The organism is uncultured Parasphingorhabdus sp. (assembly GCF_963975555.1).
In the GTDB taxonomy this organism is placed as follows: domain Bacteria; phylum Pseudomonadota; class Alphaproteobacteria; order Sphingomonadales; family Sphingomonadaceae; genus Parasphingorhabdus.
The window spans coordinates 372507-392092 of sequence record NZ_CAXBHH010000002.1 but is presented as its reverse complement, the minus strand read 5'-3'; the positions used below and the strand labels follow the sequence as shown (position 1 = coordinate 392092).

The following is a 19586-nucleotide window of genomic DNA, read 5'->3' as shown; positions in this document are numbered from 1 at the left end:
CGAATTTTGATACACAGGGCAGATATGACCGATAAACCGACGATCAAGGACTGGCAGGAACTCGCCGACAAGGAAGTGAAGGGCCGCGACCTCACCTGGGAAACACCCGAGGGTATCGCCGTTAAGCCGCTTTATACTTCCGAAGACGCCGGTGATCCGGGATTGCCGGGCTTTGGTCCGTTCACCCGTGGCGTCAAGGCCAGCATGTATGCCGGGCGTCCCTGGACGATCCGCCAATATGCCGGTTTCTCGACCGCTGAGGAATCCAACGCCTTTTATCGCCGCAATCTCGCGGCGGGGCAAAAAGGCCTTTCGGTAGCCTTCGATCTCGCTACGCATCGTGGCTATGACAGCGACCATCCGCGCGTGGTTGGCGATGTCGGCAAGGCCGGCGTGGCGATCGACAGTGTCGAGGATATGAAAATCCTGTTCGACCAGATTCCGCTCGACGAAATGTCTGTGTCGATGACGATGAACGGCGCGGTCATTCCGTGCCTCGCTTTCTATATTATCGCCGCGGAAGAGCAGGGGGTTTCTCAGGAGAAGCTCTCAGGCACAATCCAGAACGACATTCTCAAAGAGTTCATGGTCCGCAATACCTATATCTATCCGCCCGCGCCGTCGATGCGGATCATCTCCGACATTATCGGATACACGTCCGAACATATGCCAAAGTTCAACAGCATTTCGATCAGCGGCTATCATATGCACGAAGCCGGCGCGACAGCGGTGCAGGAACTGGCATTCACCATTGCCGACGGCCGGGAATATGCCAAACAGGCGATGGCGACCGGGCTTGATATCGACGCGTTTGCGGGCCGTCTGAGCTTCTTCTTTGGCATCGGCATGAATTTCTTCATGGAAGTGTCAAAGCTCCGCGCCGCGCGGACATTGTGGCACCGCGTGATGACCGATCTGGGCGCGCAATCCGAACGATCCAAAATGCTGCGCACCCATTGCCAGACTTCGGGCGTCTCGCTGACAGAGCAGGATCCTTACAACAACGTGATCCGCACGACGATCGAGGCGATGGCGGCAACACTGGGCGGAACCCAGTCGCTGCACACCAATGCGCTCGACGAAGCCATTGCGCTTCCGACCGATTTCTCCGCACGTATTGCCCGCAACACCCAGATCGTGTTGCAGGAAGAGGCTGGCATAACCAAAGTCGTCGATCCGCTCGGTGGCAGCTATTATGTCGAGGCACTGACCAGCGAACTGGTCGAAAAGGCCTGGGGGATTATCGAACGCGTCGATGCCGAAGGCGGCATGGCCAAGGCGGTTGCCGATGGCTGGCCGAAGGCGATGATTGAGGAGGCCGCTGCCGGTCGTCAGGCCGCAGTGGACAAGGGCGATGCCGTGATCGTCGGCGTGAACAAATATCGCCTGGCCGAAGAAGACGCGATGGAAACGCTCGATATCGACAATGCGATGGTTCGTGACGGTCAGATCAAGCGGCTCGAGAAAATGCGGGCCGACCGTGACGAAGCAGCCTGTCAGGCAGCGCTTAAGGCGCTTACCGAAGGCGCGAAGGGTAGCGGCAATGTGCTGGCGCTCGCGGTTGACGCGGCGCGCAAGCGGGCTTCGCTCGGCGAGATATCCGATGCCATGGAAGCGGTCTTTGGCCGCTACGAAACCAAACCGACGCCGGTCAAAGGCATTTATGGCAAGGCCTATGAAGGCGATGCCCGTTATGCGATGGTCATCGAAGGCGTCGATGCCGTGTCGCAACGGCTTGGCCGCAAGCCCAAGATTCTCGTCGCGAAAATGGGGCAGGACGGCCATGATCGTGGTGCCAATGTCGTCTCGAGCGCCTTTACCGACATGGGCTTTGACGTGATTTCGGGGCCGTTATTCCAGACGCCCGGCGAAACCCGCGATCTTGCTTTGGCAGAAAATGTCGATGCGGTTGGCGCGTCCAGCCTGGCGGCGGGTCACAAGACATTGATCCCGGAACTGATCAACCTGCTGAAAGAATCCGGACGCAGCGATATCAAGATTTTTGCCGGCGGGGTTATTCCGGCCAAGGATTATGAATTTCTGCGGAAATCCGGTGTTGTCGGAATCTATGGACCAGGCAGCAATATTGTGGAATGTGCCGCGGACATATTGAGATTGCTGGGTCATAACATGCCCCCTGAAGAGGAAGCTGCGGAATGAATGAAGTGATAAAGTCTGAAGAAAACGCAGTGCGGCAGGACTGGTCACGCGAGGAAATAGCGGCTCTGTTCGACCTGCCGTTCGATGACCTCGTTTTTCAGGCGGCTACCGTCCATCGTGCCAATCACAAGGCAGGGCAGGTGCAACTCTCGACTCTGCTGTCAATCAAGACCGGCGGCTGCCCGGAAGATTGCGGCTATTGCAACCAGTCAGCGGGCGCCAAATCCGGATTGAAAGCGGAAAAGCTGCTCGACGTCCGCACTGTGCTGCAAACCGCGGCGCAGGCGAAGGATCGCGGTTCCTCGCGCTTCTGCATGGGTGCAGCATGGCGCAACCCCAAGAACCGCGACATGCCGGCGATCATCGAGATGATCAAGGGCGTGCGGCAGATGGGCATGGAAACCTGCATGACGCTGGGCATGTTGACCAAGGAACAGTCCGAAATGCTGTCCGAAGCCGGCCTCGATTATTATAACCACAATATTGATACCTCGCCCGAACATTATGAGAAGGTGATCACCACCCGCACCTTTGGCGACCGTCTCGAAACGCTTGAGAACGTCCGCAACAGCGGCATCAACGTCTGCTCCGGCGGCATCGTCGGCATGGGCGAGACCCGTGAAGACCGGGTCGGCTTTGTCCACGCTCTGGCAACCCTGCCACGCCATCCGGAAAGTGTTCCGGTCAACGCGCTCGTCCCGGTCAAGGGCACCGTGCTTGGCGACATGCTCGCCGACACACCGCTGGCGAAAATCGACGACATCGAATTTGTCCGCACGATCGCGGTGGCGCGGATCACCATGCCCGCATCGATGGTGCGCCTGTCCGCTGGCCGCGAAAGCATGAGCGAAAGCACGCAGGCTTTGTGCTTCCTGGCAGGTGCCAACAGCATCTTTACCGGCGACAAATTGCTGACCACCGGCAATGCCGGCGATGATGCGGACGAGACATTATTTGCAAAACTGGGGCTGGTTCCGATGGAAGCAGAGCCGAGAGACATTCAACTAGAGGCAGCTGAATAAACTATGTTCAAGAAAATCCTGATCGCAAACCGCGGCGAAATTGCTTGTCGCGTCATTCGTACTGCCCAGAAAATGGGGATCAAGACGGTTGCTGTCTATTCCGATGCCGACGCGCGCTCGCCGCATGTCAAAATGGCGGATGAGGCTGTCCATATCGGTCCGTCTCCCGCCGGTGAATCCTATCTGATCGCGGACAAGATCATCGCAGCCTGCAAGGAAACCGGCGCGGAAGCGGTGCATCCGGGCTATGGCTTCCTGTCCGAACGGACCAGCTTTGCCCAGCAACTGGATGACAATGACATCGCCTTCATCGGCCCGCCGATCAACGCGATCGCAGCGATGGGCGACAAGATCGAGTCGAAGAAACTCGCGGAGAAGGCAGGGGTCAGCGTTGTTCCCGGTCATATTGGCGAGATTGACGATACCGAACATGCGGTGAAGATCGCCGGTGAGATCGGCTACCCAGTGATGATGAAGGCCAGCGCCGGCGGCGGTGGCAAGGGCATGCGGCTCGCGTGGAATGAAAAAGACGTCCGCGAAGGCTTTGAAGCGACGAAGCGCGAAGGTCTGGCCAGCTTTGGCGATGACCGCGTGTTTATCGAGAAATTCATCGAACAGCCGCGCCATATCGAAATCCAGGTGCTGGGCGACAAGCATGGCAATGTCATCTATCTCGGCGAACGCGAATGTTCAATCCAGCGTCGCCACCAGAAGGTTGTCGAAGAAGCGCCATCGCCTTTCGTCGATCCGGAAATGCGCAAGAAGATGGGCGAACAGGCCGTCGCTTTGTCGCAGGCTGTCGGCTATTACAGCGCCGGTACGGTCGAGCTGATCGTCGGGGCGGACAAGAGCTTCTATTTCCTCGAAATGAACACCCGTCTGCAGGTCGAGCATCCGGTCACCGAATATATCACCGGTCTCGATCTGGTCGAACAGATGATCCGTGTCGCTTATGGCGAGAAATTGCCACTGACGCAGGATGAGGTCAAGCTAACAGGCTGGGCGGTCGAAAGTCGCGTCTATGCGGAAGACCCCTATCGCGGCTTCCTGCCTTCCACCGGTCGTCTGGTCAAATATCGTCCGCCCGAAGCCGAAGAAGGCATTCGCGTTGACGATGGCGTAGCCGAAGGCGGCGAGGTTTCGATCTTCTACGATCCGATGATCGCCAAGCTGATCACTTATGGTGAGACCCGCATCGAGGCGATTGACCGCCAGATCGACGCGCTCGACCGGTTCGAGCTGGTCGGCCCCGGCCATAATATCGATTTTCTCTCGGCGCTGATGCAGCACGAGCGGTTCCGCGAAGGCAATATCACCACCAATTTTATCGCCGAAGAATATCCTGACGGTTTTCAGGGCGCTCCGGCGTCCGACGAGTTGCTGGCGAATCTTGCCGCAATCGGTGCCTTTGCCGCCACAGCCCATGCTGATCGCGCCCGTCGGGTCGATAACCAGCTTGGCAAGCGGCTTGATCCGCCATCGGAATGGCAGGTCAAGATCGGCGAAAAGGTCATGGACGTGTCTATCTCCGAAGAGGAAATCTCGGTCGATGGCGCGCCGGTCGATCTGTCGATGGAATATACGCCCGGCGACAGCCTGATCCTCGCCGAGATAGCGGGCAAGCCGCTGTCGGTGAAGATTGCGAAAACCGCCAACGGCTTTGCGCTGAACAGCCATGGCGCGACCCACAAGGCCCGCATATTGCCAGCCCATGTTGCGCAGCATGCCGTGCATATGATCGAAAAGATTCCACCTGATTTGTCTAAATATCTACTCTGCCCGATGCCCGGCCTGCTAGTCGCGCTGCACGTTGCCGAAGGCGATGCGGTGGTCGAAGGCCAGCCTCTCGCTGTTGTCGAGGCCATGAAAATGGAGAATATCCTGCGCGCCGAGAAAAATGGCGTGGTGAAATCGGTCGAAGCCGCACAAGGAGATAGTCTTGCCGTCGATGCCGTGATACTCGAACTGGAATAGAATAAACGCCTTGGGGAGGGTAAAATATGGCCAGTGAAGTAGCAATGGCGGGGCAGGGCGAACCGACGACCAAGGAAATCCGTCTGGTCATCGCGGCGTCCTCCGCCGGCACCATTTTCGAATGGTATGACTTCTTCATCTATGGCACATTATTCTATATTATCGGGCCAACCTTTTTCCCCAGCGGAAACCCGACGCTCGAAATCCTGATGGTATGGGCGACTTTCGCCATCGGCTTCGGCTTCCGTCCTGTCGGTGCCATTCTTTTCGGTTTTCTGGGCGATAAGCTGGGGCGCAAATATACGTTTCTGGTCACGGTCACCCTGATGGGCATAGCGACCGCCGGGGTCGGATTCATCCCGAGCGCCGAGACGATCGGGCTGGCGGCTCCACTGATCGTGATCTTCCTGCGGATATTGCAGGGGCTTGCGCTCGGCGGTGAATATGGCGGCGCGGCCATTTATGTGGCCGAACATGCCCCGACCGAAAAACGCGGATATTATACAAGCTATATCCAGGCGAGCGTCGCCGGCGGATTTGTTCTGTCGATCGGCGTCATATTAGCCTGCCGCTTCCTGATCCCGGAAGAGGCTTTTAACGACTGGGGCTGGCGGGTACCGTTCCTGCTTTCGATTCTGCTGCTGGTGATATCGCTGTGGATGCGGCTAAAACTTAACGAAAGCCCGGTCTTTCAAGCGATGAAAGCGGCGGGTGAAACCGCTGGCAATCCGTTTGTCGAAAGCTTTACCTATCCCGGCAACAAGAAGCGCATTTTCGTCGCTCTTTTCGGGATTACAGGCATTCTGACCACCATTTGGTACACGGCGTTTTTCTCGGGCATGTCGTTCTTGCGGGGGCCGATGAACATGGACGCAGGGACCGTCGACATCATATTATTTGTCTCCGGGCTGATCGCCATGTCATTCTATCTTCTGGTCGGGAAATGGTCCGACCGGGTAGGACGCAAAAAACCGATTATCGTGGGCGCTCTGCTTTCGTTGCTCTTACTTTTTCCAGCATTCTGGGGACTGGGCCAACTCGCCAATCCCGGACTGACAGAGGCAGCTAAGGCAAGCCCGGTCAGGGTTGAAGGCCATGCTTGCAGCACAGACCCGTTTGCCGAACTGTTCAGCCGGGAACAGAGCGATTGCGGTAAAATATTGGAAACTCTGACATCTGCCGGCGTTTCCTACTCGTTGACCGATGCCAGTGAATTGCGCCTGAGCGCCGGTAGCAATGCGATCGCCATCGATCCTGCATGGTTGGCGGATGGCGCAGCCCGGACGAGCGGTATTCGTGATGCACTTACTAAATACGGTTATGACTTTTCCAAACAGCAGCCCAGCATGACGAGCATATTGGGAATTGTTGCGATATTGCTGGTATTGGGTGGTCTGAGTGCCTTGACCTATGGGTCCGTTGCAGCATTGCTGTCGGAAATGTTCCCGGCCAAAATCCGTTACAGTTCCATGTCGATACCTTATCATATCGGGGCGGGTTATCTGGGTGGCTTCCTGCCGCTGATCGCCGGATATATTGTCGCGCGGTCAGGTGATATATATGCCGGTCTCTGGTATACATGGGTCATCGTTGCATTCGGGGTTGTCGTGGCGTGGTGGGGTATCCCCAATGACCCCGAAGCAGCTCTCGACGAAGCACCATAAAGGCCGTATCGGTCGCTCCATGAGTGACGCAAAACCGATCATACCGCCGACCGCGACGATAAAGCTCGATTCCGACGCGCTGGTGGCAAACTGGCGTGCTCTCGACCGACTGTCGGGACAGGCAAAAGCAGGGGCTGCGGTAAAAGCCAATGCCTATGGTCTAGGTGTGCGGGAAGTTGTGCAGAGGCTGGTCGCAGCAGGATGCACAGACTTTTTTGTAGCAAACTGGCAGGAAGCGCAGGAAATTGAAGACCTGACCGCCAGCAAGGCATCGGTCTCGGTGCTCAACGGCGTGCGCGAGTCTGACATGCCCTTTGCTCTGCAATCTCCGGCCAAGCCGGTGATCAACAGTCTCGAGCAGCTTGGGCGCTGGAAGCCATCGGGCAGGGCGTGTGATATCATGATTAACAGCGGAATGAACCGCCTCGGCATAAATCCGGAGGATCTCAATGGAGATCTTTTTGCCGGAATGGCGATCGATATGGCGATGAGCCATCTGGCTTCGGCGGACGAAGACGGGCCGCAAAATGCAGCGCAGCTCGCACAGTATAAGGCTGCAATCGAAATTGTCCCGGCCAAGCGCAATAGCCTTGCTAATAGCGCCGGCATAGCGCTAGGCAGTGACTATCATTTCGATGTAACGCGCCCCGGTCTGTCGCTCTACGGCGGTATTCAACGCCCGGCTTTGGACGACATCATCGGGCAGGTGGCATTTCCGCAAGCGGAAATTATTCAGATTCGTTCGCTTCATAGCGGTGCCAAGCTCGGTTATAACGCACAATATATTGCAGCGGATAGCCATGATGTTGCGATATTGGCGATGGGCTATGCCGACGGATATTTGCGGGGATTTTCGAATAGCGGTATGTTCCTGCACGGCGGCATTGTGCTTCCTGTGCTGGGCCGTGTCTCGATGGACCTGATCGCAATAGATCTTTCGGACGCACCTGATCTGAAAGAGGGCGACTGGGTTGATTGCGAATATGATCTCGGGATCGCATCATCGCAATCCGGTCTGTCGCAATATGAACTGATCACCGGTCTCGGCAACCGGTTGGCGAGACAGTGGACATAGCGTTGTAGAAGCCGATACTCGAACGCAGCTGCACAACAGATAAATGCTGCGCAAAAATACTGGATAACAACAGAAGTTGCGGCAATGCACAAATAGGTTTAGTGCTTGTGCAACATGCAATAAAGGACGGTTAGAAACCCGACAGCCTTCAGTATTTCTAACCGATCGGGAGCTTATATGGCTAAGTCGAAAAAGAAGATTCAGGACGGACCGATAGTCATTAAAAAATATGCCAATCGGCGTCTCTATAACACCCAGACATCCAATTATATAACCCTCGATTTTCTCGCCGAAATGACCCGCAAGGATGAAGATTTTGTGGTTGTTGATGCTAAAACGGGAGACGACATCACTCACAATGTGCTGACCCAGATCATCGTCGACGAGGAAAGCAACGGCAAGCATATGCTGCCGGTCAATTTTCTGCGCCAGCTGATTTCCATGTATGGCAACAGCATGCAGTCGCTGATGCCGTCCTATCTGGAAGCGTCGATGGATAATTTCCGCAAAAACCAGAAACAGTTTCAGGAAGCAGTCGAAGGCGCGCTCAACAAAAACCCGCTGGGCCAGATGGCGGTCAAAAACCAGAAGCAGTTTCAGGAAGCGGTTGAAAACGCCCTGAAGGCAAGCCCCCTCGCCGGCGTGTTTGAAAAAGCGCTCAGCCTTGGCCAAAATGGTCGGGATGAGACGGAAGACGAACTACAAGAAAAACCATCCGCAAAAGATGTCGAGATCATGGAGCTGAAAAAGCAACTGGCCGATATCCAGTCCAAGATTGATAAACTCGATATTTGATTATCGGAAAACTATAATCCGCAGGAAAACCAAGTGAAGAAAAATGCTCTTACAATCACCCGCGAAGATGATTTCGCGGGATGGTACCAGCAAGTAATTGCTGAAGCCGACATGGCCGAAGAATCCGGTGTCCGTGGCTCAATGATCATGCGGCCCTGGGGCTATGGCATCTGGGAACGGGTGCAATATCTGATGGACCAGCGGATCAAGGCCAGCGGCCATGAAAATTGCTATTTCCCCCTGTTCATTCCGCTCAGCTATTTCGCGAAAGAAGCCGAGCATGTTGAAGGCTTTGCCAAGGAAATGGCGGTTGTCACACATCATCGCCTGAAGAAGGGCGAAGATGGCGGACTGATCGTCGATCCGGATGCCAAGTTGGAAGAACCGCTTGTCGTTCGGCCGACCTCGGAAACCGTGATAGGTACGGCCTTTGCGCGCTGGGTGCAAAGTTGGCGCGACCTTCCGGTGATGATCAACCAGTGGGCGAATGTCGTGCGCTGGGAAATGCGGACCAGAATGTTTCTGCGGACCACCGAATTTCTCTGGCAGGAAGGTCACACGGCCCACGCCAGCAAAGCCGAGGCGATGGAAGAAACACTCAACGCTCTGGAAATGTATCGCGAGTTTTCGGAAAACGTGCTGGCGATGCCGGTTGTGGCCGGAGAGAAGCCGGAAAATGAACGTTTTCCCGGCGCAGATGCGACCTATTCGATCGAAGCGATGATGCAGGACGGCAAGGCATTGCAGGCGGGCACTAGCCACTTCCTTGGCCAGACCTTCAGCAAGGCGCAGAATATCCGCTTCCAGGACAAGGATGGCGAATTTCAGTTTGCCTATACCACCAGCTGGGGCACGTCGACGCGGATGATCGGTGGCGTCATCATGACCCATGGCGACGACGACGGCATGCGTGTGCCACCGTTGATCGCGCCCTATCAGGTGGTGATCGTGCCGATGCTGCGCGACAAGCCGGAAGATGAAGAAGTGCTCGAATATTGCAAGGCACTGGCGAAGGAAATCGCCCAGCTCAGAGCCTTTGACGAACCGGTCCGGGTGAAGCTGGATATCAGCGGCGCCAAAACCCAGACCAAACGCTGGTCTTGGATCAAGAAGGGCGCGCCGATCATTCTCGAAATTGGACCGCGCGACATGGCGGAAGGCAAGGTCGCGATGATCCGTCGCGATGCACTCTATCAGGACAGCGGCAAGCTGGACACGAAGTTTCTCGACAAGGAGGATTTTATCCCTGAAATTCCTGCTCTATTGTCCGATATCCAGACCGCATTGCACACCGAAGCGCAAGACCGTCTCGATAGCAACGTCAAGAAGGGTGTTGAATATTGGTCGGACGTAGAACGTTTCTACGCGGCGAAAAAGAAACATCCGGGATGGCTGGAAGTGCAATGGTGCAAGGCCACCGGCGAAGAACTGGAAGAAATCGAAGAGCGGCTCAAAAAACTGAAGCTGACCTTCCGCAATGTTCCGGTTGATGCTGAAGCCGCAGATGGCAAATGCATCTTTACCGGCAAACCGGCGGTCGAGCGCATAATCATAGGTAAAGCTTATTAATGGCAGGTCCCAAAAAATCTCACAAACCGAAACAGGTTCCCACTCGCCAGCAGATACTGGACTTTATCGAGCAATCGGAGCGACCTGCGGGACGGCGAGAGATATCAAAAGCCTTTGCATTGCGGGGACCGGACAAGATCGCGCTCAAGGCTTTGCTCAAGGACATGACCAAAGAAGGGCTGCTCGCCGGAGATTTGGGGCGGGCCTTGCATAAGGTGGGCGGCCTGCCGAAGGTGACCGTGCTCAAGATTGTCGAGATTGACGGCAATGAAGCCATTGGCATTCCCGAACGCTGGGAAGACGAAGGCGGACCCGCGCCCAAGATCAGGGTCAAGGAAAAGGGCCGCCGCGCCGCATTGGCGATCGGCGACCGGATACTGGCACGAACCGAAGAACGCGGGCAGGGGCATGTCGCCTTCCTGATGAAGAAACTCGCCCAGAGCAACGAAATGCTGCTGGGTATCGTCGAGAAAGACGAACGCGACCGTTTTTGGCTGAAGCCGGTGGATCGCAAAATCCGGCGCAGCACGCCGATAATCGAACTGGGCGAGGCAAAACCGGGCAATCTGGTGCTGGCCGAACCGATCAAGCGCGGCTCGGAGGTCAAGGCGCGGGTAAAGGAAATATTGGGCGATCCGTTCGCCGCCAAATCCTTCAGCCTGATTGCTATCCACAAATTCGAAATTCCGCTGCATTTTCCCGATGCCGTGGTCGAAGAAGCGGAACAGGCGATCAAGCTGGAAATCTCGCAAGAGAAGCGCGAGGATCTTCGTGATCTGCCGATTGTCGCCATCGATCCGGCGGATGCCCGTGACCATGATGACGCGATCTGGGCCACAGCGGATCACAGTCCGGATAACAAGGGCGGTTTCAAAGCCTTGATCGCCATTGCTGACGTTTCCTATTATGTCCGCTCGGGCAGCAAACTCGACCGGGAAGCCTATAAGCGCGGCAACAGCGTCTATTTCCCCGACCGGGTTGTCCCGATGTTGCCGGAAGCTTTGTCCACCGATGTCTGTTCGCTGAAGCAGGGCGTCGACCGGGCAGCTCTCGTCTGTCACGTGACAATAGACAGCAAGGGGCAGGTGATTGCCTCGCGCTTCACCCGCGCCATCGTAAAACTGGCCGGCAATATTGCCTATGAAGATGCGCAGGCGGCGATGGACGGGAAGCTGGATCATCCGCTAAGAAGCAGCGCTCTCGAGCCTCTTTGGGCCTGCTGGAAATTGCTCGCCAAGGCGCGCGATGCCCGCGAACCGCTCAATCTCGATCTGCCCGAAAAGCGGGTGGTGCTGGACGATCAGGGCAAGATTGTAGAAATTGCCATCCGCGAACGGCTCGACGCGCATCGTGTGGTCGAGGATTATATGATCGTTGCCAATGTCGCAGCCGCGAAGATGCTGGAGTCGAAAAAATCGCCGGTGATCTACCGCGTTCACGAAACCCCGTCGCGAGAGAAGCTGATCGCGCTGAAAGATTATCTCAAGACCTTCGATATGAGCTTTGCCATGGGGCAGGTGATCAAACCTGCGGTCTTCAATAATCTGATCGAACAGGTTGACGACGAATTGCTGCTGCCTTTGGTGATGGAACAGATATTGCGGAGCCAGACGCAGGCTTATTATGGCCACACCAATATGGGCCATTTCGGCCTTTCGCTGGGAAGTTACGCCCATTTCACCAGCCCGATCCGCCGCTATGCAGATCTGATCGTCCACCGCGCTCTCGTCAGCGCCTGCAAGCTGGAACAGCCGGCACCCAAAAACAGCGCCATTCCGGAATTTTCAGGATTGAGCAAGGAAGAGGCAGGCCGCCTCGAAATAATCTCGGAGAAAATCTCCAAGCTCGAGCGCCGTGCGATGAAGGCGGAATGGGAAACCATCGACCGCTATATCTCGGCGCACTTGGCGGAGCGGATCGGCGAAGTGGTGAAGTGCCGGATCACCGGCGTCCAGAATTTCGGATTTTTTGCCACCGTGGACGAACTGGGCGGCGACGGGCTTGTCCCGGTTAGAACGTTGGGGGCAGAACGTTTTGATTATGACGAGGCCAAGCAACAGCTGACCGGCATGGATAGCGGTACGACCTATAACATCGGCCAGAAAATCGAACTGCGTCTGGTCGAGGCCAATGCCGCCACCGGCAGCCTTTTGTTCGAACTGGCCGAAGGCGCCAATCATATGCCGGGTCGTCCGGCGCCCGCTCGCGCTGGCAAGGGAAAGCCCCATCGCAAGGGCAAACCCGGCCGTCCCGCGAATGTTCGTGGCAAGATGGGTAAGGCTCGCCGAAAGTAATAGTTGTTTGTCATCGGGCAACCATTGGGCTTGGGTAGGGTTGTAGATTGAACAAGAAAAAGGAAATCCCCCGATGCCCAATATTCTACCAGCCCAAGCCGTGCCCGATTTTACCGTTCCGCTTATTGACGGTGGCAAGTTTCAGCTGAGCCAGCGGCTCGGCGATAATTTTACTCTGTTGCTGTTCTACCGCGGTGTGCATTGCCCGATCTGCAAGATGCAGTTGCGCGAATTACAGCGCAAACTCGGTGATTTTTCTGAGCGCGGAATTACGGTTGTCGCGATCAGTATGGATAGCAAGGAACGGGCCCAGAAATCGGTCGAAGAATGGGAAGTTGACGAACTTCTGCTCGGCTATGGCCTCAGCGAAGATCAGGCTCGCGATTTTGACCTCTATATTTCGTCGGGTCGTCCCGACAGCTCGGAGCCCGAGATTTTCTCCGAACCCGCAATGCTCCTCGTCAAGCCGGACCAGACGCTTTATTTCGCGAGCATCCAGAGCATGCCGTTCACCCGTCCTCCGCTCGATCAACTGTTGCAGGGAATCGACTTTGCGCTGAAAAATGATTACCCAGCCCGCGGCGAACTGGCGAAAAAGCGCTAGCTCAGCCGGTCAATTTCTTCCTTGGTCAATGATCCGGGAACAACCATCACCGGGCAGGGCAGTGACCCTGCCTCGGTGGCGGCAAAATGGCTTACCAACGGTCCGGGCGAACCGGTCGCCGCTGCTCCGAGCACGAGGGCTGCGAGACCGTCGACTTCAGCCATCATCTCACGGACGACCTTTGGTCCCTTACCCTGTTTTACTGTTATTGAAGGCCTTATGCCTGTTTCGTCAAATAAAGTTCCGGCCGCGCTCGAAACAAGCGCTTCGGCCCGGCTTTTCGATTCTTCCTCCAGCGTTGCCTGAACTCCGCCCCAGGCAACAAAGCCCTCGCTTGCCACGAGCGCAAGAATATGGAGGGCGCTGTTTGTCTTCATCGCCCGTCGGGAAGCGAAGCGCAGCGCGATGCTAGCCTCGTCGGTCTCGTCGATTACCACCAGATATGTACGCATGAACCCTCCTCGCCCTGTCAGAAACACCTGTTGCGATAAAAATGGCCACAAGGCAAGCGAGCGCCCTTGACGCCATTGGCTCAATGTTAGACAGCTTTTAGTGACAACTGGACCAAATCAGGAAAGATAACCGGCCATGCCCATCAATCTCCAAATGCCTGCGCTCTCCCCGACGATGGAAGAAGGGACGCTTGCCAAATGGCTGGTGAAGGAAGGCGACAGCGTTTCTTCCGGCGATTTGTTGGCCGAGATCGAGACCGACAAGGCGACGATGGAATTTGAAGCGATTGACGAGGGCGTGATCGCGAAGATCGTCGTTCCGGAAGGCACTGAAAATGTGAAGGTCGGCGCGGTGATCGCGATTATCGCCGAAGAGGGCGAAGATGTCGGCGATGCGAAAGCCACTCCCGCGCCAAAAGCGAAAGAGGCAGCAGAGCCTGCCGCCAAGGCGGAAGAACCCGCTCCTGCTCCTGCGCATGCGCCAGCACCAAAAGCGAGCCCCGCCCCTGCGCCAAAGGCCGCAACGGGTTCCGGCGATGACCGCCTGAAGGTCAGTCCGTTGGCCCGCCGTCTGGCCGACCAGAAAGGTGTCGACCTGACCGCTGTGTCCGGCTCGGGTCCCGGTGGACGTATTATCAAGGCCGATATTGATGCGGCAGAAGGCGGCACGGCTCCGGTCAAGAGCGAAACCTCTGCCCCGGCTGCAAGCACTGCGCCTTCTTCAGCCCCAGCACCTGCTGCAGCTACCGGCGACTTCGACATCCCGCACACGGCCGAAAAATTGTCGGGCATGCGCAAGACCATTGCCCGCCGCCTGACCGAGGCCAAGCAAACGATCCCGCATTACCGGGTCAGTATCGATATTAATATCGACAAAATGTTGAAATTGCGTGGCGAACTCAACGCTTCGCTCGAAGCGCGTGGCGTCAAGCTGTCGGTCAATGATCTGCTGATCAAGGCTCAGGCGGTGGCGCTGATGCAGGCGCCTGACAGCAATGTCAGCTTTACCGAAGAAAATCTGATCCGCTATTCGCGCGCTGATATCTCGGTGGCGGTAAGCATTCCCGGCGGCCTGATTACGCCGATTATCACCAGTGCCGACAGCAAATCGCTCAGCACCATCGCCACCGAGATGAAAGATCTCGCCGAGCGTGCCAAGGCAGGGAAGCTGAAGATGCACGAATATCAGGGCGGCACGGCGAGCTTGTCCAACATGGGCATGTTCGGGGTCACAACATTTGATGCCGTGATCAATCCGCCGCAGGCCATGATCCTGGCGATCAGCGCCGGTATTAAAAAACCGGTTGTCATCGATGACAGTGTCCAGATCGCCACGATCATGACCGCTACCGGCAGTTTCGATCACCGCGCGATTGACGGTGCAACCGGTGCGGCCTTCATGAAGGCGTTCAAGGAAACTGTTGAAAATCCGCTGGGGATGCTCGCTTGACCGATCTGGCCAAAAAAATCCCGGCGATCCGGACCATAGTCATGCCGACCGAAGGCAATCCCTACGGGGTGGCCTTTGGTGGCTGGCTGATGGGACAGATGGCACAGGCCGGAGGCGCTCTGGCAGCTCAGCATAGCAAGCACCAATCGGTTGTTGTTGGTGCCAATGATGTCAGTTTTGGCCAACCGGTGGGTATTGGCGACGAATTGTCCGTCTATGCAGATTTCATCAAGATCGGACGCAGTTCGATGACCGTGCAGGTCGAGGCTTATCGCCGCGACCGGCATGAAGATGAAATGATGAAGGCGGCGTCGGGCGTCTACATATTTGTGGCGGTGGACGGCGAAGGCAAGCCGGTGCAGGTTCCCGCACTAGTCTAAAGATTATCGAAAAGGAATAACATGGCAAACGGATATGACCTCATCGTTCTCGGTTCCGGCCCCGGTGGCTATGTAGCCGCAATCCGCGCTTCGCAACTGGGTCTCAAAACCGCCATTGTCGAACGCGAAAATCTTGGCGGCATCTGCCTCAACTGGGGTTGTATCCCGACCAAGGCTTTGCTTCGCTCGGCCGAAGTGTTTCACAATATGAAACATGCGGCGGATTATGGTCTGGTCGCAGAGAATATCAGCGCAGATCTTGATGCGATCGTTAAACGCTCGCGCGGCGTCGCCAAGCAGCTCAATCAGGGCGTCACAGGCCTGATGAAGAAGAACAAGATTGATGTCGTCATGGGCGATGGCACGATCACCGCTCCGGGTAAGCTTAGCGTGAAAACTGATAAGGGTGATGTCGAGCTGGAGGCGAAGAATATCATCATCGCCACTGGCGCTCGCGCCCGCGATCTGCCTTTTGCCAAGGCGGACGGCAAGCGCATCTGGACCTATCGGCATGCCATGACACCAAGTGAAACTCCGACCAAATTGCTGGTCATCGGCTCAGGCGCGATCGGCATCGAATTTGCCAGCTTCTACAATGACATCGGCGTCGACGTGACGGTCGTCGAAATGCTCGATCGGATTGTGCCGGTGGAAGACGAGGAAATCTCAAAGTTCCTCGAGAAGTCTTTGAAAAAGCAGGGCATGACCATCATGACTGGCGCCGGCGTGAAGAGCATTGAAACCGGCGATAAAGGCGTCACGGCGGAGATCGAGGACAGCAAGGGCAAGAAGGAAAGCCATGACTTCAGCCATGTCATCGTCGCCGTCGGGATCATGCCCAATATCGAAACCATCGGCCTCGACCAGCTCGGCGTCCAGCCGGACGACCGCTATCATATCAAGACCGACGAATATTGCCGGACCAATATCGACGGTATTTACGCGATTGGTGATTGCACCGCTGGCCCGTGGCTGGCGCACAAGGCTAGCCACGAAGGCGTTATAGCGGCCGAAACAATCGCCCAGTCGATGGACAAGGACGGGCATCCGCACACCATGGATGTAAACAATATCCCCGGCTGCACCTATTGCCACCCGCAGATCGCCAGCGTTGGTCTGACCGAAGCCAAAGCAAAAGAAGCGGGCCATGACGTCAAGGTCGGCAAATTCCCCTTCATCGGCAATGGCAAGGCGATTGCACTGGGAGAGACCGAGGGCTTCATCAAGACCGTGTTTGACGCCAAGACGGGTGAATTGCTCGGCGCGCATATGATCGGCGCAGAAGTGACCGAACTGATCCAGGGCTATACCATCGGCAAGACGCTCGAAACGACGGAAGCGGAACTGATGAACACCGTCTTCCCGCACCCGACGCTCAGCGAAATGATGCACGAGAGCGTGCTCGACGCTTATGGCCGTGTTTTGCATATGTAGAATTGGTTAGGAACTGTTCCCCTCCGCCGGGCGGGGAACAAACCTTGCCCTTGAAGACTTTTGCCGTGTTTGCCTTCTCCCGTGAGGGAGAAGGATCGGCAGGCTTATCCGGCAGGATTAGCCGCAGTTGGATGAGGGCGTTCTGAACGCCGAAGCGAAGTGCAGTCTGAGCCAATTTCTGCTCGGCGGATCAGGCTATAGCGCGTTCAACCTTGTGGGGTTGTCTGCTTGCCGATCCGGTCAAACAGAGTGCCGTCCAGCACCATGTAAAGAATGCCGAGGCCAGCGAACCAGAGGATGTCATTTTTTGCAACCATCCAGACGATGGAAGGCATGAAATTCTGGACACCGCCAAGGAACGTTGCTGCGACCAGCAACAGCGTTTGATAAGTGATAAAGCCCGCGCCGAAGGCAAGGCCGAGCGAGAGGAAACTGCGGTCTGAACGAAAGTCCAAGACCTTCTTCGCGACGAACAGGGTTGCTATCGCTGTGGCCCCAATGGCGAGGCCATGACCGAAGCTATTGGCCGTCTGCGGATAGCCGAGCAGCAGATAGCCGACCAGTTGATTGGCAAACCATACCGCGCCCATCCAGACCGCTGCCTTGCGGAACGGCAATGTTGCCGCCAGCAAGGTCGCGATCGCAGCGAAAGGGAATATGCAGGCCAATGCAAGGCTGCCCAGAACCGACGACGTTGCCAGCACACCGGCCCAGATATTCTGGACGGATGATGAAGTTTGACGGAGTTGCATGTGATCATATTCCCTTTTGCTATTGGATATCAGAAGCGCGCGCGCGCTCCAATGTACGCAGAACGCCCCGGAGAGCCAAAATCAGTGGCTGTTTCATAGGTGACATCGAACAGATTGTCGATACGTCCAAAGACTTCAAATATATCGGAGACCGGTATGCTCGCGCGTGTTCCGGCGAGTATATAGCCGTCGATGCGGCGGTTGTTGGCGAGATCGTCGAAACTGTCGCCAACCATTTGCAAGTCGGCGCCCAGATTCAGACCAAAGTCCGTCTGGTAGCTGGCGTTCAAATAGAGGCTGCTCGCCGGACGGCGGGCGAGTTCATTGCCGAAATTTGCGCCGGATGAACGATTCTCGGTGTCGAGCCAGGTGTAATTCGCATCGAAGCGCAGTCTTTCGACCGGAGTGATAGACAAAATGGCCTCGACGCCTTTCGTGCGATTGCGCTCGATGTTCAGGGTCGTACCAAATGGACGGCTGCCGTTGGTGCAGACTTCTGGCGCAGGATCGGGTGCTACGGGGCAGGCGGCAAAGGCGATCTGGTTTTTCGTGTCGCGCTGGAACAGGGTCACCGAGACCTGTACCGCGTTGCCGATAAGCGATTGATCAATGCCGATCTCATAAGATTTCGCGGTCTCTGGTACGAGGTCCGGCGTGCCATAGCCAAAAGGGCGATCATCGAGATCAATCAGGGATGGGGCGCGAAAACCTTCGGCATAGCTTGCACGAATAGTCGGTCCGTCTTCGCCGATGCGATAAGCCAAGTTGCCGGAAAAGCTTGTGTTTCCGCCAAAGTCTTCATGATCATCGTGCCGGACGCCGCCGGTCAGGGTCAGTCCGTCGAGCGGCTTGACCACGGCCTGGAAAAAGATGGAATCGATACCGGTGGAGTCGGTAACGCCGCTATTTTCGTAACGGCTGTCTTCTGTCTCGGCCCCGAAAACCAGACGCAATTGTTCGACCACGGCAAAATCACCCCGATATTCGAACCGTTCTGTCCGTCCTCTAGGCAGCGAGGTGAAGAAGGGGTTGATGATATCGCGGTTTATGTCGGAAATGCTGAAGGCAAAGCGGTTCTGGAACCGGCCGTCAAATGCCTGGGCCACTATGGCAGCATTTCCGTAAATTTCCTCTGCGAGAGAAAACTGGGCATTGTCCGAACTAAAGGGCGGAAAAACGCTGTCATTGTCGACCCGGCTGTCCGCATAATAGCCGCTGGCTTCAAAACGGATCGCATCGGTCAATTCAACCTGCAACTGTCCTGACGCCGAATATTGGCGATAGCCGTCCAGTTCGGTTCCTCCGGAATAGGCACTGATACCGTCCGCACGCACATAGCCACCACCGATGCTCAGGCCAACGGGCCCGATCTTGCCAGAGGCGTTGCTGACCAGACGCACCGTATCATGCGCGCCATATTCGCCTTGGGCGAACAGGGTAAGATCTTCGGTCGGAGCTTTGGTTGTGATATTGACCACGCCGCCTACAGCCTGACTGCCCCAGGTTACGCCGCTTGCGCCGCGCAATACTTCGATGCGCTCAATATTGCCTGCGAGCAAATTGCCGAAATCAAAAGCGCCGTCCGGCGAGGAGGGGTCATTAACTCTGATGCCATTGATCAGAACGAGGGTCTGGTCGCTTTCAGCGCCGCGGATGCGGACCGAAGTTTGCGAGCCCAATCCGCCGCTCTGGGTGACATTGACGCCCGGCAGTTCCTGCAGAATATCGGCAACTGAAACAATCTGCCGGTCGCGTATGTCCGCTTCGGTAATCACCGATATGGCGGCACCGGTATCTTCTATATCCTGTTCGATGCCGGTGGCGGTAACGACGATCTCACGATCATCAGCGGCCATTGCCGGTAGAGCATAGCAATATGCGGAAGACGCCAAAAGCGTGGCTAAGGTTCGTAATTTATACATTGGGAGTCCCTTTTGTTAACGACATAGTTGCCGCTACGC

15 protein-coding genes are annotated in these 19586 nt (G+C 56.3%); 12 read left to right on the top strand and 3 right to left on the bottom strand.

From position 1 onward, the window contains the following. The first annotated feature begins 24 nt into the window (after nt 1–24). The 9 genes from scpA (at nt 25) to AAC060_RS07180 (ending at nt 13157) form a co-directional block, all read left to right on the top strand. Nucleotides 25–2160, top strand: a complete 2136-nt coding sequence (scpA, locus tag AAC060_RS07220; protein ID WP_339824386.1) for a methylmalonyl-CoA mutase — start codon at nt 25–27, stop codon at nt 2158–2160. Beyond that, nucleotides 2157–3182, top strand: coding sequence for a biotin synthase BioB (gene bioB / locus AAC060_RS07215; protein ID WP_339824385.1), 1026 nt, complete (start codon nt 2157–2159; stop codon nt 3180–3182). Before scpA ends, bioB begins: the two co-directional genes overlap by 4 nt. A gap of 3 nt (nt 3183–3185) precedes the next feature. After that, nucleotides 3186–5156: an acetyl/propionyl/methylcrotonyl-CoA carboxylase subunit alpha gene (locus tag AAC060_RS07210; RefSeq protein ID WP_339824384.1), complete on the top strand. Its 1971-nt coding sequence runs from the start codon at nt 3186–3188 to the stop codon at nt 5154–5156. A 26-nt stretch (nt 5157–5182) separates the two neighbouring features. Next, nucleotides 5183–6820: an MFS transporter gene (locus AAC060_RS07205; RefSeq protein ID WP_339824382.1), complete on the top strand. Its 1638-nt coding sequence runs from the start codon at nt 5183–5185 to the stop codon at nt 6818–6820. Nucleotides 6821–6839: 19 nt separating this feature from the next. Then, nucleotides 6840–7895 (top strand): alanine racemase, encoded by a 1056-nt coding sequence (gene alr, locus AAC060_RS07200; RefSeq protein ID WP_339824381.1) that lies wholly within the window; start codon nt 6840–6842, stop codon nt 7893–7895. 177 nt (nt 7896–8072) lie between these two features. Next, the gene (gene phaR, locus AAC060_RS07195; RefSeq protein WP_339824379.1) at nt 8073–8690 is read left to right on the top strand and encodes a polyhydroxyalkanoate synthesis repressor PhaR; all 618 of its coding nucleotides are present in this window, start codon (nt 8073–8075) and stop codon (nt 8688–8690) included. Nucleotides 8691–8723: 33 nt separating this feature from the next. Continuing rightward, nucleotides 8724–10259 carry a proline--tRNA ligase gene (gene proS, locus AAC060_RS07190; RefSeq protein ID WP_339824378.1) on the top strand — a complete coding sequence of 512 codons (1536 nt, stop codon included), beginning with the start codon at nt 8724–8726 and terminating at the stop codon, nt 10257–10259. Further along, nucleotides 10259–12553: a ribonuclease R gene (gene rnr / locus AAC060_RS07185; protein WP_339824376.1), complete on the top strand. Its 2295-nt coding sequence runs from the start codon at nt 10259–10261 to the stop codon at nt 12551–12553. Before proS ends, rnr begins: the two co-directional genes overlap by 1 nt. 73 nt (nt 12554–12626) lie before the next feature. Continuing rightward, nucleotides 12627–13157 (top strand): peroxiredoxin-like family protein, encoded by a 531-nt coding sequence (locus AAC060_RS07180; RefSeq protein WP_339824374.1) that lies wholly within the window; start codon nt 12627–12629, stop codon nt 13155–13157. Here AAC060_RS07180 and AAC060_RS07175 read toward each other — a convergent pair. Further along, on the bottom strand, nt 13154–13609 hold the full coding sequence (locus AAC060_RS07175; protein ID WP_339824372.1) for a universal stress protein: 456 nt from the start codon (nt 13607–13609) through the stop codon (nt 13154–13156). The genes AAC060_RS07180 and AAC060_RS07175 overlap by 4 nt on opposite strands. A gap of 136 nt (nt 13610–13745) precedes the next feature. Here AAC060_RS07175 and AAC060_RS07170 point away from each other — a divergent pair, with 136 nt between their 5' ends. Genes AAC060_RS07170 through lpdA form a run of 3 tightly spaced genes read left to right on the top strand, consistent with a single transcriptional unit; the run spans nt 13746 to nt 16873 of the window. Then, entirely contained in the window at nt 13746–15059 is a 1314-nt protein-coding gene (locus tag AAC060_RS07170) for a pyruvate dehydrogenase complex dihydrolipoamide acetyltransferase (protein ID WP_339824371.1), read from the top strand. Then, nucleotides 15056–15439 carry a hotdog domain-containing protein gene (locus tag AAC060_RS07165; protein ID WP_339824369.1) on the top strand — a complete coding sequence of 128 codons (384 nt, stop codon included), beginning with the start codon at nt 15056–15058 and terminating at the stop codon, nt 15437–15439. Before AAC060_RS07170 ends, AAC060_RS07165 begins: the two co-directional genes overlap by 4 nt. 21 nt (nt 15440–15460) lie before the next feature. Beyond that, nucleotides 15461–16873 carry a dihydrolipoyl dehydrogenase gene (gene lpdA, locus AAC060_RS07160; RefSeq protein WP_339824368.1) on the top strand — a complete coding sequence of 471 codons (1413 nt, stop codon included), beginning with the start codon at nt 15461–15463 and terminating at the stop codon, nt 16871–16873. 206 nt (nt 16874–17079) lie between these two features. On the opposite strand, the gene AAC060_RS07155 is transcribed toward lpdA, so the two are convergent. Together AAC060_RS07155 and AAC060_RS07150 are read right to left on the bottom strand one after the other, a co-directional pair. Beyond that, nucleotides 17080–17625, bottom strand: coding sequence for a hypothetical protein (locus AAC060_RS07155; protein ID WP_339824367.1), 546 nt, complete (start codon nt 17623–17625; stop codon nt 17080–17082). A 29-nt stretch (nt 17626–17654) separates the two neighbouring features. Continuing rightward, nucleotides 17655–19547, bottom strand: a complete 1893-nt coding sequence (locus tag AAC060_RS07150) for a TonB-dependent receptor (RefSeq protein WP_339824366.1) — start codon at nt 19545–19547, stop codon at nt 17655–17657. Between the last annotated feature and the right edge of the window lie 39 nt (nt 19548–19586).

Excerpts from the sequence above, each read along its gene's own strand:
- scpA (WP_339824386.1), top strand. The coding sequence starts at position 25 with ATGACCGATAAACCGACGATCAAGGACTGGCAGGAACTCGCCGACAAG.
- bioB (WP_339824385.1), top strand. The coding sequence starts at position 2,157 with ATGAATGAAGTGATAAAGTCTGAAGAAAACGCAGTGCGGCAGGACTGG.
- AAC060_RS07210 (WP_339824384.1), top strand. The coding sequence starts at position 3,186 with ATGTTCAAGAAAATCCTGATCGCAAACCGCGGCGAAATTGCTTGTCGC.
- AAC060_RS07205 (WP_339824382.1), top strand. The coding sequence starts at position 5,183 with ATGGCCAGTGAAGTAGCAATGGCGGGGCAGGGCGAACCGACGACCAAG.
- alr (WP_339824381.1), top strand. The coding sequence starts at position 6,840 with ATGAGTGACGCAAAACCGATCATACCGCCGACCGCGACGATAAAGCTC.
- phaR (WP_339824379.1), top strand. The coding sequence starts at position 8,073 with ATGGCTAAGTCGAAAAAGAAGATTCAGGACGGACCGATAGTCATTAAA.
- rnr (WP_339824376.1), top strand. The coding sequence starts at position 10,259 with ATGGCAGGTCCCAAAAAATCTCACAAACCGAAACAGGTTCCCACTCGC.
- AAC060_RS07180 (WP_339824374.1), top strand. The coding sequence starts at position 12,627 with ATGCCCAATATTCTACCAGCCCAAGCCGTGCCCGATTTTACCGTTCCG.
- AAC060_RS07175 (WP_339824372.1), bottom strand. The coding sequence starts at position 13,609 with ATGCGTACATATCTGGTGGTAATCGACGAGACCGACGAGGCTAGCATC.
- AAC060_RS07170 (WP_339824371.1), top strand. The coding sequence starts at position 13,746 with ATGCCCATCAATCTCCAAATGCCTGCGCTCTCCCCGACGATGGAAGAA.
- lpdA (WP_339824368.1), top strand. The coding sequence starts at position 15,461 with ATGGCAAACGGATATGACCTCATCGTTCTCGGTTCCGGCCCCGGTGGC.
- AAC060_RS07155 (WP_339824367.1), bottom strand. The coding sequence starts at position 17,625 with ATGCAACTCCGTCAAACTTCATCATCCGTCCAGAATATCTGGGCCGGT.
- AAC060_RS07150 (WP_339824366.1), bottom strand. The coding sequence starts at position 19,547 with ATGTATAAATTACGAACCTTAGCCACGCTTTTGGCGTCTTCCGCATAT.